The sequence below is a fragment of the Camelimonas abortus genome, from assembly GCF_042432745.1.
Lineage (GTDB): Bacteria > Pseudomonadota > Alphaproteobacteria > Rhizobiales > Beijerinckiaceae > Camelimonas > Camelimonas abortus.
This window is the reverse complement of the sequence record NZ_JBHLWR010000006.1, coordinates 2438892-2454658: the sequence shown is the minus strand read 5'-3', so window position 1 is coordinate 2454658 and position 15767 is coordinate 2438892. Positions and strand designations below refer to the sequence as shown.

14 protein-coding genes are annotated in these 15767 nt (G+C 67.9%); 6 read left to right on the top strand and 8 right to left on the bottom strand.

Annotated elements, in window-relative coordinates:
• Window positions 1-74 precede the first annotated feature (74 nt).
• The 3 genes from hisB to pimC all read right to left on the bottom strand — a co-directional run bounded on the left by hisB (window position 75) and on the right by pimC (window position 3253).
• The gene (gene hisB / locus ACFFJB_RS12900) at window positions 75-662 is read right to left on the bottom strand and encodes an imidazoleglycerol-phosphate dehydratase HisB (protein ID WP_376831811.1); all 588 of its coding nucleotides are present in this window, start codon (window positions 660-662) and stop codon (window positions 75-77) included.
• 162 nt (window positions 663-824) lie between these two features.
• Window positions 825-1985, bottom strand: coding sequence for an acyl-CoA dehydrogenase family protein (locus tag ACFFJB_RS12895; RefSeq protein ID WP_376831809.1), 1161 nt, complete (start codon window positions 1983-1985; stop codon window positions 825-827).
• A gap of 68 nt (window positions 1986-2053) precedes the next feature.
• On the bottom strand, window positions 2054-3253 hold the full coding sequence (gene pimC / locus ACFFJB_RS12890) for a pimeloyl-CoA dehydrogenase large subunit (RefSeq protein ID WP_376831807.1): 1200 nt from the start codon (window positions 3251-3253) through the stop codon (window positions 2054-2056).
• A 454-nt stretch (window positions 3254-3707) separates the two neighbouring features.
• Here pimC and ACFFJB_RS12885 point away from each other — a divergent pair, with 454 nt between their 5' ends.
• Window positions 3708-4397, top strand: coding sequence for a GntR family transcriptional regulator (locus ACFFJB_RS12885; protein WP_376831805.1), 690 nt, complete (start codon window positions 3708-3710; stop codon window positions 4395-4397).
• A 43-nt stretch (window positions 4398-4440) separates the two neighbouring features.
• Here the strand turns inward: ACFFJB_RS12885 and ACFFJB_RS12880 are convergent, their stop codons facing one another.
• Together ACFFJB_RS12880 and ACFFJB_RS12875 are read right to left on the bottom strand one after the other, a co-directional pair.
• Complete coding sequence (locus tag ACFFJB_RS12880; protein ID WP_376831803.1) at window positions 4441-5493, bottom strand: cyclase family protein; 1053 nt, start codon at window positions 5491-5493, stop codon at window positions 4441-4443.
• Window positions 5494-5676: 183 nt separating this feature from the next.
• Complete coding sequence (locus ACFFJB_RS12875; protein WP_376832699.1) at window positions 5677-6852, bottom strand: ABC transporter substrate-binding protein; 1176 nt, start codon at window positions 6850-6852, stop codon at window positions 5677-5679.
• Window positions 6853-7353: 501 nt separating this feature from the next.
• Between ACFFJB_RS12875 and ACFFJB_RS12870 the strand changes: the two genes are divergently transcribed.
• The 4 genes from ACFFJB_RS12870 (at window position 7354) to hslU (ending at window position 11300) form a co-directional block, all read left to right on the top strand.
• Window positions 7354-8352 (top strand): NAD(P)H-dependent flavin oxidoreductase, encoded by a 999-nt coding sequence (locus ACFFJB_RS12870; RefSeq protein WP_376831802.1) that lies wholly within the window; start codon window positions 7354-7356, stop codon window positions 8350-8352.
• Window positions 8353-8556: 204 nt separating this feature from the next.
• Window positions 8557-9306 (top strand): enoyl-CoA hydratase, encoded by a 750-nt coding sequence (locus ACFFJB_RS12865; RefSeq protein ID WP_376831800.1) that lies wholly within the window; start codon window positions 8557-8559, stop codon window positions 9304-9306.
• A gap of 83 nt (window positions 9307-9389) precedes the next feature.
• On the top strand, window positions 9390-9959 hold the full coding sequence (gene hslV, locus ACFFJB_RS12860; RefSeq protein ID WP_376831798.1) for an ATP-dependent protease subunit HslV: 570 nt from the start codon (window positions 9390-9392) through the stop codon (window positions 9957-9959).
• Between the two features lie 33 nt (window positions 9960-9992).
• On the top strand, window positions 9993-11300 hold the full coding sequence (gene hslU / locus ACFFJB_RS12855; RefSeq protein ID WP_376831796.1) for an ATP-dependent protease ATPase subunit HslU: 1308 nt from the start codon (window positions 9993-9995) through the stop codon (window positions 11298-11300).
• A gap of 66 nt (window positions 11301-11366) precedes the next feature.
• On the opposite strand, the gene ACFFJB_RS12850 is transcribed toward hslU, so the two are convergent.
• Window positions 11367-12605 carry an MFS transporter gene (locus ACFFJB_RS12850; protein ID WP_376831794.1) on the bottom strand — a complete coding sequence of 413 codons (1239 nt, stop codon included), beginning with the start codon at window positions 12603-12605 and terminating at the stop codon, window positions 11367-11369.
• A gap of 186 nt (window positions 12606-12791) precedes the next feature.
• Between ACFFJB_RS12850 and murJ the strand changes: the two genes are divergently transcribed.
• Window positions 12792-14366: a murein biosynthesis integral membrane protein MurJ gene (murJ, locus tag ACFFJB_RS12845; RefSeq protein WP_376831792.1), complete on the top strand. Its 1575-nt coding sequence runs from the start codon at window positions 12792-12794 to the stop codon at window positions 14364-14366.
• On the opposite strand, the gene ACFFJB_RS12840 is transcribed toward murJ, so the two are convergent.
• Both ACFFJB_RS12840 and ACFFJB_RS12835 read right to left on the bottom strand, forming a co-directional pair.
• Window positions 14339-14914 carry a Smr/MutS family protein gene (locus tag ACFFJB_RS12840; RefSeq protein WP_376831790.1) on the bottom strand — a complete coding sequence of 192 codons (576 nt, stop codon included), beginning with the start codon at window positions 14912-14914 and terminating at the stop codon, window positions 14339-14341. The two genes, murJ and ACFFJB_RS12840, sit on opposite strands and share 28 nt — an antisense overlap.
• Window positions 14915-15011: 97 nt before the next feature.
• Complete coding sequence (locus tag ACFFJB_RS12835; RefSeq protein ID WP_376831788.1) at window positions 15012-15743, bottom strand: Tim44/TimA family putative adaptor protein; 732 nt, start codon at window positions 15741-15743, stop codon at window positions 15012-15014.
• Between the last annotated feature and the right edge of the window lie 24 nt (window positions 15744-15767).

Here is a 15767-nt window from a genome sequence, read left to right as displayed (position 1 = left end):
CGGAGGCCATCCGCCCGGGCCGCCGGGACAGGCCCTGCCAGGGGCGGCGATCCGCCGGCCTGGCCGGCCGCCGGTCAAAGGGCGCCCTTGGTTGAGGGAATACGGTCGCCCTCCCGCGCATCAACGGTCACCGCGGCCCGCAGCGCCCGGCCAAGCGCCTTGAAGCAGCTTTCAGCGATATGATGGCTGTTGACGCCGTAGAAGGTCTCCACATGCAGCGTCAGCCCCGCGTTCACCGCGAAAGCCTGGAAAAATTCCCGCACCAGCTCGGTGTCGAACGTTCCGATTTTCTGGGACGGGAATTCGGTGCGAAACACCAGAAACGGCCGGCCGGACACGTCGACGCACACCCGCGACAGCGTCTCGTCCATGGGCACGTGCGCGTCGGCGTAGCGCACGATGCCGCGCTTGTCGCCAAGCGCCTGGCGGAACGCCGCGCCAAGGGCGATGCCGCAGTCCTCGACGGTGTGGTGGTCGTCGACATAGAGGTCGCCGTCGGCCTCCACTTTCACGTCAAACAGGCTGTGGCGGGTGAACAGGTCGAGCATGTGATCAAAAAAGCCCACGCCGGTCGACACGCTGGCCTTTCCCTCGCCGTCGAGGTTGATGCTCACCGAGATTTTCGTCTCGTTCGTCGATCGCGCCACTTCGCCCACACGCATCGCGCGCTCTCCCGTGCTGGAACCCGCCGCCGTCACGGCGACCGCCACATATCATCCCGGACGCAGGGCGGGAAACAAAAATAAGAGCGGCCGGCCACAAACTGGCCGGCCGCCGTCTGGCGGTCACAGGGGACCGGAACGGCCAGTCCCGAAGCGGCTGTCTCAGCCAGCGTCCGCCGGCAGCAGGCCGCCAAGATCGGACAGGATGCCGAGGTGGTGGTCCGCGTCGCCGAACATGGCGTCGATCATGGTGAAGCGCTTGAGGTAGTGACCGATGGCGAACTCGATGGTCACGCCGACGCCGCCATGGAGCTGCACGCCGGTCTTGCCGACGAGGCGGCCCGAACGGCCGATCTGGACGCGGGTCGCCGCCATGGCGCGGGCGCGCTCCAGGTCGTCGTCCTCCTGCGCCATCATGGTGGCGTACATGGCCATGCTGCGCGCCTGCTCGGTGGCGGTGAACATGTCCACGGCCTGGTGCTGCAGCGCCTGGAAATTGCCGATCGGCTGGCCGAACTGGTGGCGGGTCTTGATGTACTCCACCGTCAGCTCGAGGGCGCGCTGCATGCCGCCCACCGCCTCGGCCGCCGTGGCGGCGACGGCGTCATCGTAAACGCGGCGGATGACCTTGAGGCCATTCTCCGCGTCGCCGCCCAGCAGGGCGTCCGCGCCCACCCGGACGTTCTCCAGGCGGATGGTGGCGGCGCGCATGCTGTCCTGGGTGGCGTAGCCCTGACGGGACACGCCGGCCGTGTCGGCCGGAACGAGGAACAGGCCGACGCCCGTCTCATCGGTCTGGCCGCCGGAGACCCGGGCGCTCACCACCAGCAGGTCGGCGCTGTCGCCATGCAGCACGAACACCTTCTCGCCGTCCAGCGCCCAGCCGTCGCCGTCGCGGCGGGCGGAAGCCGCCACATTGGCGAGATTGTACCGGCTCTGCGGCTCGGAATGGGCCAGAGCCAGCTTGAGGCTGCCGTCAGCGATGGAGGGAACGACGCGCTGCTTCTGCTCCGGCGAGCCGCCGCGACGCACCGCGCCGCCGCCCATCACCACCGTGGCGAGATAGGGCTCGACGACGAGACCGCGGCCCAGCGCCTCCATGACGATCATGGTGTCCACGCCGCCGCCGCCAAAGCCGCCGTCCTCCTCGGCGAAGGGCAGGCCGAGGATGCCGAGCTCGGCGAACCGGCTCCAGATCTCGTCGCTGTACCCCTTGGGGCCGGCGATGTGCCGCTTGCGCGCCTCGAAGTCGTAATGGTCGGCGACCAGACGCTCCACGCTGTCTTTCAGCAGGCGCTGTTCTTCACTCAGATCAAAGTCCATGGCTCATTCAATCCCTTGGGGCTCGACGGCGACAGGCGCCGGAGCCCCGATGCTGGAGGGGCCGGCGATCAGAGGCCGAGCACCTGCTTGCTGATGATGTTCTTCTGGATCTCGTTGGAGCCGCCGTAGATCGACACCTTGCGGTAGTTGAAGAAGTTCGGCGCGGCGGTCAGCGCCCACTCCGGCGCGGCGGCCGGTTCGTTGCGGCCCTCGCCGTCGTGATGCAGCTGGTAGGGAATGGCTTCCGGACCGGCGAGCTCGACCATCAGCTCGGTGAGCGCCTGCTGGATCTCCGAGCCCTTGATCTTGAGGATCGAGGAGGCCGGATCGGGCTTTCCTTCGAGAGTCGCCATGTTCGCCACCACGCGCATCTGGGTCATTTCCAGCGCCTTCAGCTCCACCTCGAGGGCGGCGAGCTTTTCGCGGAAACGGGCGTTTTCGATCATCGGCGGATTGCCGTGGCGCGACTGGGAGGCCAGACGCTTGATGCGGCGCACGCGCTCCTTGGAGGCGCCGACCCGGGCGATGCCGACGCGTTCGTTGCCGAGCAGGAACTTGGCGTAATCCCAGCCGCGGTTCTCCTCGCCGACGAGATTCTCGGCCGGAACGCGCACGTCGTCAAAGAAGACCTCGTTCACCTCATGGCCGCCCTCGATGGTGATGATCGGCCGGACGGTGATGCCGGGGGTCTTCATGTCGATCAGCAGGAAGCTGATGCCCTTCTGCGGCTTGGCCGCCGGATCGGTGCGGACAAGGCAGAACATCCAGTCGGCGTGCTGGGCCAGGGTGGTCCAGGTTTTCTGGCCGTTGACGACGTAGTGATCGCCGTCACGACGGGCGGTGGTTTTCAGCGAGGCGAGGTCAGAGCCCGAGCCCGGCTCCGAGAAGCCCTGGCACCACCAGTCGTCGAGGTTGGCCATGCGCGGCAGGAAGCGCTTTTTCTGCTCCTCCGAGCCGAAGTGAATGATGACCGGACCGCACATGGCGGCGTTGAACGCCAGCGGCTCGGGCGCCGGGGCGGCCATCAGTTCTTCGCGGAAAATATACTGGCGCACCGGATCCCAGCCGGTGCCGCCCCACTCCACCGGCCAGTGCGGAACAGCCCAGCCCTTCCTGTTCAGGATGCGCTGCCACTCGACCTGCTCTTCCTTGGTGATGTGATGGCCGGCGCGCAGCTTTTCGCGAATCCGCTCAGGCAGGGCGGTGCGAAAGAACTCGCGCACCTCCTCCCGGAACGCCTGCTCTTCAGGTGTAAAGCTCAGATCCATCCTGTTTCCTTCCGTGTGCCATCTCGCCGCATGCGCCGCCCGGCGCGGGCCGCCGGGTCGTCCTCCGGCGCGCCTGACAGAACGCTGGCCGGACGCGCGGACTGGATCATGGACGCCGCGCAGTCAGAAACCGCCGCCGGAGCGACGATCGGCCGCGCGCTGCCGGCGCCGTCGTCGCAAGTGTTAAGCGGCGACCGTAATGATGCCAAGTAGCAATCAGGCCTGGGCGCAGACCATTGCGCCGCGGCCCGTAATCCGTACAGACGGCGCCTGATGTCCGGGCGGATGCCGCGAGCGCAGGCCCGCCTGCCCGTGGCCGGGGCATGTCCGCCATTGTACAACGCGGGACGGGGGTTGTGCTCCGACCGTCTCCGGTGCATGTAGCACCCGCGCCTGCTTCGCATTCCATATATGAAATCACATCCTGCCGCAGAGGCGGGAGAAACGTGTCGTGATGTCCGCAATCCAAAAGCAGTCTGATGCGCCTCTTTCCCGGGAAAGCCTGAGCAATCAGGCCTATTTCCGTCTGAGACGCGACATTATGAGCGGCAGGTTCCTGCCCGGGGAAAAGCTGAAGCTGCGCGACATGGCGGCGGAGCTGGGCGTGAGCCCCACGCCGGTGCGTGAGGCGCTGGCGCGCCTCGTCGCGGACATGGCGGTGGCCCAGCTGGATCACCGCTCCGTGCGTATTCCGCATATCGACCCGGAGCGTTTCTCCGAAATCTGCGTGCTGCGCATTGACGTGGAAGGACGGGCGGCGGCGCGGGCGGCGGAGATCGCCACTGATGAGCAGATCGCTGAGCTTGAAGCCATCCACGAGCGCATGATCGCGCTGAAGAAGGCGAAAGAACTCAAGGAATCGTTCGCCGAGAACCAGCGTTTCCACGCGGCGTTCTGCGCCATCGCCGACATGCCGCTGCACTACCGGATCGCCGAGACCCTGTGGCTGCAGATCGGCCCGCTGATGAACGCCCTGCTGACGCACCGGCCGACCATCCTGCCCCAGCGCCACCCCCACCGCACCCTGCTGGAGGGGCTGCGCCGGCGCGACCCCGCGCTGGCGCGCGAGGGCGCCGAAACCGACATCCGCATCAACGCCGAGCCGATGCTCGCCTATCTGCGCAGTCTCGACGCCTCGGCCTGAAATCGCGTCGCGATCCGCCGTCATCATCCGGACCCGCCGGGCCTCAGACCGTGCCGACCGGCGTCGCAGGCGAACCGACCGCCCCGGTCAGCCGCAGCGGCGGCGCCGTGAGGAAAAAGCGGTAGCGGCCGTTGGCGCGCAGCCAGTTGGCCAGCGGCGTGAGGTGCCACAATTCTCCCAGCGGCACGCCCAGACGGAACAGGCAGTGCTGGTGCAGCGGCAGCTGGGCGCAGCAGTCGCCGCCTGCAGGCCGGGCCGGATAGGCCTCCACGGAGTAATTGTCGGCGATCAGCGCCGCCATGCCGCTGTCGGTGATCCACTGCAGCAGGCGCTCGTCGCGACCGTCCAGCACGGCGCAGGCGTTCTCGACGGCGAAATGGGTGGGCTTCCCCCCCAGCTCAAGCAGGAACTCGCCGAAACCGGTGTGCAGGCAAACCATGTCGCCGGTTTCGATCTCCACGCCGTCCTTCTCCATGATCCGCATCAGCTGGTCATAGCCGACGATCTCCCGGGCCCGGCCGACATGGGCGTGAAGATCGATCATCACGGCGCGGCCCTGCATGCCCTTGACGGCGAAATTCTCGATGCCGAGCCGGCGCGCGCCGGACGTGCTGGGACCATGGCCCTCCGGCGCGCCGCAATCCTCGACGCGCTCGGGGCCGACCACGTCCTCGCCGGCGCGAAAACCATTGTAGTAGAGCGGCTCGGGCACGCCGTCGCCGTCGGCGTCGAACATGGAGCCGACGTGGGCGAAGCTGTCCCACTGGGTCGAATACTGCAGGTGGAGCAGCGCCAGATCGTCGCTGAGCACGTCGGTCGCGCCGGCATGGTCACGCCCCAGCTGGTAGTTCATGTTGACGGCGTCGCCGCGGCGGGTCGGCCGCAGCACCGGCGGCAGGCGACGGGGATTGAGGACGGCGCCGCCCGGATATTCCAGCGGAAGGCTGAGGCAGAAGGTCAGCCCTTCCCGGATCTCCGCCGCCCCCTGGCGAACCTTCTCGGGCGTGATGAGATTGAGACGGCCCAGCTGGTCGTCAGGACCGAAATCACCCCAGGTCGAACCCTCGGGGCGCCGTTTCCAGCGTGCGTTCTGCATTCCTGGCGTTTCCTGTCGTGTTTCACGAGAAACATTCCGGACCCGCGCGGGCCCGGTCGCTCGCCCTTGCAGGGATCCTGCGGCACGATTCCGCGACGTGACAATGCCCCCGGCGCAGCGCTGCCCGCGGCTGCATGCATGGCGACGCCGCCCGTTCGCGGGCGCCGTCGCGCGCGGGCGCGCTCAGCTTTTCTGCTTCACCAGCGGACAGCGCGACTCGGACAGGGGCTGGAACGCTTCATCAGCGGGAATGGTCTGCAGTATCCGGTAGTAGTCCCACGGCCCCTTGCTCTCCGACGGCGATTTCACCTCGGCCAGATACATGTCGTGGACCATGCGGCCGTCCTCGCGGATGCGGCCGTTGCGGGCGAAAAAGTCGTTCACCGGCGTCTCCCGCATCTTCTTCATCACCGTGTCCGTGTCGTCCGTGCCGGTGGCCTCGATGGCTTTCAGGTAATGCATCGTCGCGGAGTAGGCGCCGGCCTGTGACATGCTGGGCATGCGGCCCGTGCGCTCAAAAAACCGCTTCGCCCATTTGCGGGATTCCTCGTCGCGGTCCCAGTAGAACGCCGTGGTGAGCACCAGGCCGTGCGCCTTGTCGAGGCCGAGGCTGTGAATGTCCGAGAGGAAGATCAGCATGCCCGCCAGTTTCTGGCCGCCCTGGACAATGCCGAACTCCTGCGCCTGCTTGATGGAGTTGACGGTGTCGTTGCCGGCGTTGGCGAGGCCGATGATTTTGGCCTTGGACGCCTGGGCCTGCAGCAGGAAGGACGAGAAATCGAGGGTATTGAGCGGCGCCCGCACCGAGCCCAGAACCTTGCCGCCGCCTTCCTGCACCACCTTCGTGACGTCGCGCTCCAGGTCTGTGCCGAAGGTGTAATCCGCTGTCACGAAAAACCAGGTGTCATACCCCTGTCTGACCGCGGCCCGGCCGGTGCCATGGGCCAGGGCGTAGGTGTCGTAAGTCCAGTGCACCGAGACCGGGCTGCACGCCTCATTGGTCAGACGCGCGGAGGCCGGACTGGTGAACGCCACGATTTTGTTGCGCGCCCTGGCGATCTCGAGGGCGGCCAGGGAAGGAGCCGTAGCGGCGACGTCCATCAGTGCGTCGACATTCTGGGCGTCGAACCACTCGCGCGCCCTGGCGGCGGTGATGTCCGGCTTGTTGAGCGTATCGGCGTAAACCAGCTCAATGTTCTTGCCGAGCACCTTTCCGCCAAAGTCCTCAATGGCCATCTGGGTGGCCACGACCGTGTTCCGCCCGGTGATGTCGGCGTAAGGGCCGGACATGTCGAGCAGCAGGCCGATCCTGACCACGTCGTCAGAAATGGCCGGCGTTTTGTCGCTGGCCGCCGCCATCTGGCCAGACGACAGCACGACGCCGCCGAGCGCCGCCACCGATGCGCCAAACGCAAGAATCCTCTTGCCCACGCGGCGAAGTCTGCGCCTCAACTGGAGCGGAAAGTCCGCCATCATGTCTCCTCCCGTATTTTCTTGTGATTCGAAATGAAGCAGATAAAAACACAGCGCTGTACTGATATATTATTCAACATTGGTTCAACGCAGCGCGTCTGGCAGTCGCCCAGGCGGCTCATGTCGCCGTCTCCGGGTGGCGCGACGTGGCGCAAAATCACAAGTTGATGGCGCAATTCCGCCTTGCCGGCGCGGCTGCGACGCGGCCTTCTTCCGACACAAGGAAAAACCGGCCTGCGATTGACGCATTCGCCCGTTGCAACGGGAAGGCTTGATCCGGAGCCGGCTTCTCCTCTGGGATTGACAGCCATCACATGCGCCGCCGTCCGGCCACGCCAGCGACGCGGTCAGCCGCGCCGGTCACGGAGCGCGCCGAGGAGGAAATTCATGAGCCTGCCCAAGATCCTGTCAGAACGCCTCAGTCTCCCCGCCATCGCCTCGCCGCTGTTCATCATCTCCGGACCGGAGCTGGTGATCGCCCAGTGCAAGGCCGGCATCATCGGCAGTTTTCCGGCGCTCAACGCGCGGCCCAAGGAGTTGCTGGACGAATGGCTGCACCAGATCCGCGAAGAGCTCGCCGCCCACGACCGCGACCATCCTGACCAGCCGTCCGCCCCCTTCGCCGTCAACCAGATCGTGCACCGCTCCAACAACCGTCTGGAGCATGACCTCGAACTGTGCGTGAAGCACAAGGTGCCGGTGATCATCACCTCGCTCGGCGCCCGCGAGGACGTGAACAGGGCGATCCACAGCTATGGCGGCGTGGTGCTGCACGACGTGATCAACAACAGCTTCGCCCGCAAGGCGGTCGAGAAGGGCGCCGACGGACTGATCGCCGTTGCGGCCGGCGCCGGCGGCCATGCCGGCACGCTGTCGCCGATGGCGCTGCTGCAGGACATTCGCGAATGGTTTGACGGGCCGCTCGCCCTCTCCGGCGCCATCGCCACCGGCCGGTCAATCCTCGCCGCCCAGGCGATGGGCGCGGACCTCGCCTATATTGGCTCCGCCTTCATCGCCACGAAGGAGGCCAACGCCAACGACGACTACAAGCGCGCCATCGTCGAAGGCGATTCATCGGAGATCGTGTACAGCAACCTGTTCACCGGCGTGCACGGCAACTACCTGCGCTCGTCCATCATCCGCGCCGGTCTTGATCCGGACAATCTGCCGACCTCCGATCCTTCCAAGATGAATTTCAGCGACGACGGCAAGCAGATCAAGCCGTGGCGCGACATCTGGGGCTCCGGCCAGGGCATCGGCCCGGTGAAGGAGGTGATTCCGGCCGGAGAAATGATCGCCCGCTTCCGGCGGGAGTACGCCGAGGCGCTGGCCGACCTCAACGCCCGCGCCGCGCGCTTCTGCCAGCTGCCGCTGGCGGCGGAATAAGATCTTCGCCGCAGGGGGGCGGCCCGGAGGCCGCCTCCATGGCGGGCGGAAAACGTCCCGGCGCCGGGTCTGCCTGAAGGCAGACGCCGGCGGCGCATGTTTCTCCGTCCGCGCCAGATCGCCCGGGCCCGCGCCCGGACGCCGCAGGGACCGCCGGCCCTGATAACGGCGGCCTGAATACGGAAACGCAAAGGGAGAAACGCCATGACGGACCAGATCGTCACCAGCGTGGATGACGGCGTGCTGACCATCCGGATGAACCGTCCGGAGAAGAAAAACGCCCTCAACCGCGCGATGTATCTGACCATGACCGAGGCGCTGCAGGAGGCGGACCGCAACCCTGACGTCCGGGTCGCCATCATCACCGGCGTGGCGGACAGCTTCACCGCCGGCAACGACCTGAATGACTTCCTCGCGGCCAAACCCGGCGAGGAAAGCGGCGGCAGCATCTTCATCCGGGCGCTGCCGCAGTTCAGCAAGCCGCTCATCGCCGCCGTAAACGGCCTTGCTGTGGGCATCGGCGTCACCATGCTGCTGCATTGCGACCTCGTCTATGCGTCGACGCAAGCGCGTCTGCAGACCCCGTTCGTGTCCCTGGGCGTGGTGCCAGAGGCGGCCTCCAGCCTGCTGCTGCCGCGCCTCGTCGGCCACCAGCGCGCCAGCGAGCTGCTGCTGTTCGGAGATTTCTTCTCCGCCGGGCGGGCGGAGCAGCTCGGCATCGTCAATGAAGTCGTGGAGCCGGAGAAACTGGAGGAAAGGGCGCGTGAGGCGGCCCGGCGCATCTGCGCCCAGCCGGCGGCGGCGGTGATCGCCACCAAGGCGCTGCTGCGCAGCCGCAGGACGCTGACGCCCTTGGAGCGGTTCAGGGAGGAAGGCGAAGCCTTTGAGGCCTGTCTCCATTCGCCCGAATCACGGGCGGCCATGCAGGCGCGTCTCAACAGGAAGAGCGCCTGAAGCGCGGTCACGGGCGCTGGATTGACGGGCCGTCAACGCCTACATGCAGGAGCGACAGCTCCTGCACCCGTAGGGATAGACGCATGCACACCGACGGCCCTCCCGTGTTTCACGCCACCACAATCCTCATGGTCCGCAAGGGCGGCAAGGTCGTCATGGGGGGCGACGGCCAGGTGAGCCTTGGCCAGACCGTGGTCAAGGGCAACGCCCGCAAGGTGCGCCGTCTCGCCGGCGGCTCGGTGATCGGCGGTTTCGCCGGCGCCACCGCGGACGCCTTCACCCTGTTCGAACGGCTTGAGGCGAAGCTCGAACAGTATCCGGCCCAGCTGACCCGCGCCTGCGTGGAGCTGGCCAAGGACTGGCGCACCGACCGTTACCTGCGCCGCCTTGAGGCGATGATGCTGGTGGCGGATCGCAACGTAAGCCTGCTGCTCTCCGGCACGGGCGACGTGCTTGAGCCGGAGGCCCATCCAGAAGGATGGGTGATGGCCATTGGCTCCGGCGGCAATTTTGCGCTCGCTGCGGCGCTCGCCCTGCTCGACACCGACCGGGACGCCGAAACCATCGTGCGCAAGGCCATGACCATCGCGGCCGACATCTGCGTCTACACCAACCGCAACCTGGTCATCGAAAGTCTCGACGACGCCTCCTGACCAGCCAGCCTCGCACCTCAACCGGGAACGGTCATGACCACTTTCTCCCCCCGTGAAATCGTCTCCGAGCTCGACCGGCATATCGTCGGCCAGAAGGATGCCAAGCGCGCCGTCGCCATCGCCCTGCGCAACCGCTGGCGCCGGCAGCAGCTCGACCCTGCCCTTCGCGACGAGGTCACGCCCAAGAACATCCTGATGATCGGCCCCACGGGCTGCGGCAAGACCGAGATCGCGCGGCGCCTCGCGCGTCTCGCCGGCGCGCCGTTCATCAAGGTGGAGGCGACGAAGTTCACGGAGGTCGGTTATGTAGGCCGCGACGTGGAGCAGATCATCCGCGATCTGGTCGAGATCGCCATCGGCCTCGTCAGGACCAACCGGCGCAAGGACGTGATGGCCCGCGCCCAGCTCGCCGCCGAGGAGCGCGTGCTCGACGCGCTGGTGGGCAAGACCGCCGGCGCCGCAACCCGCGAGTCATTTCGCCGCAAGCTGCGCGACGGCCTTCTCGACGACAGGGAGATCGAAATCGAGCTGCAGGCGCCGGCCATGGGCATGCCGATGTTCGAAGTTCCCGGCGTGCCCGGCGCGTCCATGGGGGCGATCAATCTGGGCGACATTTTCGGAAAGGCGCTGGGCGGACGGATGAAGAGCCGGCGCACCACCGTGCGCGACGCCTATGAACCGCTGGTGACCGAAGAATGCGACCGGCTGCTCGACCAGGACCAGATCGTCCAGGAGGCGATCCGCCAAGTGGAGAATCACGGCATCGTCTTCATCGACGAGATCGACAAGATCTGCGTGCGCGAGCAGCGGGTGGGCGGCGATGTTTCACGTGAAGGCGTGCAGCGCGACCTGCTGCCGCTGATCGAGGGCACCACCGTCTCCACCAAATACGGGCCGGTGAAGACCGACCACGTCCTGTTCATCGCTTCCGGCGCCTTCCATGTGGCCAAGCCGTCCGACCTGCTGCCGGAGCTTCAGGGGCGCCTGCCCATCCGCGTCGAGCTTTCGCCGCTGAATGAAAGCGACTTCCGCCGCATTCTCACCGAAACGGAAGCCAACCTGATCCGGCAGTCGGTGGCGATGATGGCGACGGAAGGCGTGGAGCTTGAGTTCACGAGCGACGCCATCGACGCCATCGCCCGAACGGCGGTGGAGGTGAACGCCTCTGTCGAGAACATCGGCGCCCGCCGCCTGCAGACCGTCATGGAACGCGTGCTGGAGGACATCTCGTTCACCGCCACCGACCGCAGCGGCGAGAAGATCGTCATCGACGCGGCCTATGTGGAGTCCCGCCTCGGCGACCTCGCCCGCAACGCGGACCTCAGCCGCTTCATCCTCTGACGGCGCCAGCCTCCCTGCCCGCTCCCCACGGGGCGACCGGGCGGGGACGGGCGCCTTCACGCGGGTTCAGGCGCGCCGGCGGCGCTGGCGCGCCACGAACCAGAGCGTCAGCAGCGGCGTCAGCGCCGCCGCGACGACAAGACCCGGCTGGCCGCCCCAGCGGTCGAAGGCAGGACCGACGATCGCCACGCCCACCGTCTGGCCGATGAACAGCGATGAGGCGAACAGCGATACGGCGGCGCCGCGCGCTTCCGGCGCCATCTGGGTGGCGTTGGTCTGCAGAGTGTTGTGCAGCATGTAGAACGAGAAGCCGCACAACACCGAGGCGATGACGGCGCCCGCAAGCGCCGGCGTGAACGCCACCGCCAGAAAGGCGAGCGCCAGGCCCGCGCCGCCGCCCAGCACAAGGCCGCGTTCGCCAAACCGCTTCACCAGCCGCCCGGCGTTCATGGCGTAGGCCAGACCGCCAAAACCGAACACGCCGAGCACGCCGCCGGCGACCGCAGCCCCTACCCCGAACCGCCGCTGCAGCTCCGCGCCGACATAGGCCCATGAGCCGAAAACGATGGCGCCTTCCAGAAACACCATCACCACCACCGTGCGCGGCCACCACCGCCCCAGCAGCGACAGCATGGCGCCGACGCCTTTCAGCACGCTGGCTCCAGGGGCGCGCTGTCCGGCCGGATGATCCTTGCGCAGCAGGTCGGAGACCAGACCGGCAGCGGCCAGCAGGTAAAGCCCGCCAAGGGTGAAAAACACCTCGCGCCAGCTCATGAACTCGCTCAGCGCCCCGCCGGCGGCCTGGCCGAACACCAGACCAAGGATCTGGCCGGTCATGAACCTGGCGAGGACGGACTGGCGCTGGTCGTAAGGCACGACGTCGCCGATCCAGGCCATGGACAGGGGTATGATCGCCGCCGCCGTGGCCCCTGACAGAAACCGCGCCGCCGCAAGCGACGTCAGGGATCCGGCAAGAGCGCTGGCCGCCACCCCGAATGACGACAGGAACGTCGCCACGGCCACCATGCGGTACTTGCCAAAAATGTCGCCGACCGGGCCATAAATCGCCTGAAGCAGTCCGTAGGATACGGAGAATGCGGCCACCACGAGACCAGCATCTCCAGGCGAGACGCCGAAATCCCTGCCGATGTCGGGCAACAGCGGATCGGCGACGCGGGCGGTGGCGGCGCTGACGAAGGAGGCGAGCGCGAGGAAGAAAATGGGCCGGCCAACCCGCGTCGCGGCGGGGGCTTCGGACGCCGCCGCGTCAGACGCGTCGGGACCGGACGATGCAGGGACGGTCATGGCTTCCTTCTGGGGCCAGGGGACGGACGGCGGTCGCCATCCGGGGTGGTGACAGTTGCGCGGACGTGCAGCATAGGAAAGCGTCTGCGCCAATGCACGTCCCTGCCATGACGCGCTTGCGCACGTACGACAGGATGCGCCCATGAAAATTCCGTTACGGCGCCGCGCCGGCAGGCAGCGTCCCTCATGAGCCTGGCGCGTCCGGCCCTGGCGGTCGGCCTCGCCGGGGCCGTCTCCCGCATTCTCGGTTACGTACGCGACGTGCTGCTGGCGGCGACCTTCGGCGCCGGCCCGGCCGTCGAAGCCTTTCTGGCCGCCCTGCGCCTGCCGGACGCGCTGCGCCGCATTCTCAGCGACGGCGGCCTCAACGGCGTGCTGACGCCTCTCTATTTGCAGCTGAAGCTGCGTGACGGCGACGAGGCGGCGGCTGGCTTCGCCCGTGACTGCATCGCCGGCGGCGCGATTGTGCTCGCGCTTGTGGCCGGCGTCATGGCGCTGTGCGCCGGCGCCCTGGTCGCGCTTGCGGCGCCGGGTCTCGGCGCCGCGCCGGAGATCGCCGCTACCGCCAGCCGCTGGTTCGCGGTCATGACGCCGTTCATGGCGTTCACGACGCTTGCCAGCCTGGCGGGAGCCTTTCTCAACGCCGAGCGCCGTTTTCTCATTCCCGCGCTGGCGCCGGCGGTGATGAACGCGGTTCTGGTCGTCGCCTGGCTGCTGGTTCCGGCGATCACGACGACGCCGGAGCGGATGGGCGCCATCATGGCCGCCGCGCTCAGCGCCGCCGGCGCCGTGCAGCTGGCGCTGGCCCTGGGCCAGACCGGCCGGATCACCGCCCACGCCCGGTTATGGCTGGCGGCGCGCTCGCGCGAGGTCATTGGACGGGCGCTGCGGGTGATGGCGCCGGCCATGGTGGCCTCCGCCGGCATTCCCCTGGTCGGCGTCGCCGGCGCTGCGGTCGCCTCCCGTGAACAAGGGGCGCTGGTATGGTTCTATTACGCCGAGCGGCTGTTCGGGCTGCCGCTGTCGCTTGGCAGCGTGGTCATCGGCTCCGTGGTGCTGACCCGGCTCAGCGAAGGGCGCGCCATGGCGGAGACGACCGGCGCGCCGCCGCGCGACGGCGCGCTGGACGTTCACCTGTCGCTGGCGCTGGCCTGGGGTTTTCCCGCCGCAACTGGCCTTGCGCTGGTGGCGGCGCCTGCGGTCGACGTCCTGTTCCGGCGCGGCGCGTTCGAGACGGCGGACGTCGCCGCAACGGCGGCGATCCTGGCTTGGCTGGCGCCAGGCCTGCCGGCCGCCCTGGCGGCGCGGGTGTTCCAGCAACAGTTGCTGGCGCGCGGCGACGTATGGATAGCCGCCCTGTCCGGCGCCGCCGGAATCGTCGCCACCGCCGCGGCCGCCGCCGCCGCCCAGGCGCGCTGGGGCGCGCCGGGCCTTGGTTGCGGCGTCTCGGTGGGCATGGCGGTCCTGTGTCTGGGCAATTGCGTGGCGACGGCGGCGCGGTGCGGCTGGCGTCCCGGATGGCGACTGGGCCGACAGCTGGCGCTGCAGGCCGGCGCCGCGACCGTGATGGGCTGTGTCCTTGCGCTGGCGCTCTCCTGGATCGCCAGCCGCATGCAGCATGCTGGCGACGCCGGACGCATGCTGTCCGTTCTGGCGCTATGCGCCGGCGGCGCGGCGACATACGGCCTGCTGGCATGGGCGACGGGCGCCCTGCCGAAACCGGGAGACGACGGTCAGCTCCGCCGTCGCAAACGCACGTAGAGCGCCCCTTCCCCGCCGTGTCTCTGGTCCGCCGGTTCGAAGCCGAGCACGATGTGCCGCAGTTCGGGCGATTCGAGAATGAGCGGCGTCAGGCGGCGCAACACGCCCCGCTCATGCCACCATACTCCCCGCTCCTCCTCATGAAGGCGCGTCGATCCTTTCCCGGTCACCACGAGCACCGTACGGCGGCCGGCCATATAGGACCGGTGCAGGAACTCGCGCAGCGCCCGGATCGCTTCCGCCTGGCGCATGCCATGCAGATCAAGCCTGGCTTCGATGGTGACTGATCCGCGCACGATGGCGCGCCTCTCACGGCGCGCCATCTGCATAACGGGCGGAACGACAGGCGCGACGGCCCGCGCCGCGGCGACGGGAACGGCGTCCCGTACAGGCGCGGCGGACGCGGGCGACGGCGTGTCCGGCCCGGACGTCTGCGCCTTTTCCTCCAGCCGCCGCGCGCGGCCGGGAAGCGGCGCGACGCTGCGGGTGATGATCTCCCAGATGCGACGCTCGTCGGGACGAAGCTCACGCCTTCGCCTGCCGGCCATGGGTGCTCCATCAGGATGCGGGGTGGACGGACCTTTCCGCTGGCTGCGTCCGCCGCAGGATCCGGAGAGCCGGCCCGGCTGAGTGGCGGTTTCCGGGTCAGGCGGACGCCGGCCCCCCTGTCGCCACAAGGCGCCAGTTCGGATCGCGACTGCCAGGCGCACGGGAGAAGGTCCAGAGATCGATGACCTCTACTACAGCCTCTGAATCGCCGTCGACAACTTCGCCGGCGGCGTCGCGCACGACCGACACCAGCGACGAGGTGAAACGAAGCGTCACCTCGGCGGTCCCGTTTTTCACCTCAACGTCGGTAATCTCGGGCTGGGCGATCGACACGAACGTGGTTTCCGCCCGTTCGCCATTTTTCTCGCGCGCGGCGATCACCCGGTCAAACCCATCGAAAACCTCCTTCGACAGCAGCGACCGCAGCGTCGCCCTGTCCCCCTGCGAGAAGGCCACGACAATCGCTTCATATGCGGCGCGCGCGCCCTCCAGAAACCGCTTCACGTCGAAGTCCGGCTCCGCCGCGGAGATCTGGTCGAGACCAGCGGCCACCGCGGACCCCTCCTTCGCCACACCTTCCCAGCGGAAGGCCTGAACGGATTGCGGCCGCTCGCGGGCGTCTGCGGGCTGGGGCATGGGAATGACCTTCGCGCCGGGCTCGGCGTCGGCCGGCGCTTTGTCCGGCTTCGGCGGAACTTTCCGTGCGAACGGATCATAGGGCGGCCGCTCGTTGCCGGTGCGTTGCCCGAGAACGGATCGCAGCTTCCACAAAATGAACGCCGCCAGAGCCAGGAATACCAGGGTGAGCGGATCAAACGAGTCCTGCATGGAGTCCGGAAACCTTTTGTCCGG

Bases quoted from the DNA above. Each gene is read 5' to 3' on its own strand.
- hisB (WP_376831811.1), bottom strand. From the start codon at position 662: ATGCGTGTGGGCGAAGTGGCGCGATCGACGAACGAGACGAAAATCTCG.
- hslU (WP_376831796.1), top strand. From the start codon at position 9,993: ATGACCACTTTCTCCCCCCGTGAAATCGTCTCCGAGCTCGACCGGCAT.
- ACFFJB_RS12870 (WP_376831802.1), top strand. From the start codon at position 7,354: ATGAGCCTGCCCAAGATCCTGTCAGAACGCCTCAGTCTCCCCGCCATC.
- ACFFJB_RS12865 (WP_376831800.1), top strand. From the start codon at position 8,557: ATGACGGACCAGATCGTCACCAGCGTGGATGACGGCGTGCTGACCATC.
- ACFFJB_RS12840 (WP_376831790.1), bottom strand. From the start codon at position 14,914: ATGGCCGGCAGGCGAAGGCGTGAGCTTCGTCCCGACGAGCGTCGCATC.
- pimC (WP_376831807.1), bottom strand. From the start codon at position 3,253: ATGGATCTGAGCTTTACACCTGAAGAGCAGGCGTTCCGGGAGGAGGTG.
- ACFFJB_RS12895 (WP_376831809.1), bottom strand. From the start codon at position 1,985: ATGGACTTTGATCTGAGTGAAGAACAGCGCCTGCTGAAAGACAGCGTG.
- ACFFJB_RS12835 (WP_376831788.1), bottom strand. From the start codon at position 15,743: ATGCAGGACTCGTTTGATCCGCTCACCCTGGTATTCCTGGCTCTGGCG.
- ACFFJB_RS12850 (WP_376831794.1), bottom strand. From the start codon at position 12,605: ATGACCGTCCCTGCATCGTCCGGTCCCGACGCGTCTGACGCGGCGGCG.
- ACFFJB_RS12885 (WP_376831805.1), top strand. From the start codon at position 3,708: ATGTCCGCAATCCAAAAGCAGTCTGATGCGCCTCTTTCCCGGGAAAGC.
- ACFFJB_RS12880 (WP_376831803.1), bottom strand. From the start codon at position 5,493: ATGCAGAACGCACGCTGGAAACGGCGCCCCGAGGGTTCGACCTGGGGT.
- murJ (WP_376831792.1), top strand. From the start codon at position 12,792: ATGAGCCTGGCGCGTCCGGCCCTGGCGGTCGGCCTCGCCGGGGCCGTC.
- ACFFJB_RS12875 (WP_376832699.1), bottom strand. From the start codon at position 6,852: ATGGCGGCGGCCAGCGACAAAACGCCGGCCATTTCTGACGACGTGGTC.
- hslV (WP_376831798.1), top strand. From the start codon at position 9,390: ATGCACACCGACGGCCCTCCCGTGTTTCACGCCACCACAATCCTCATG.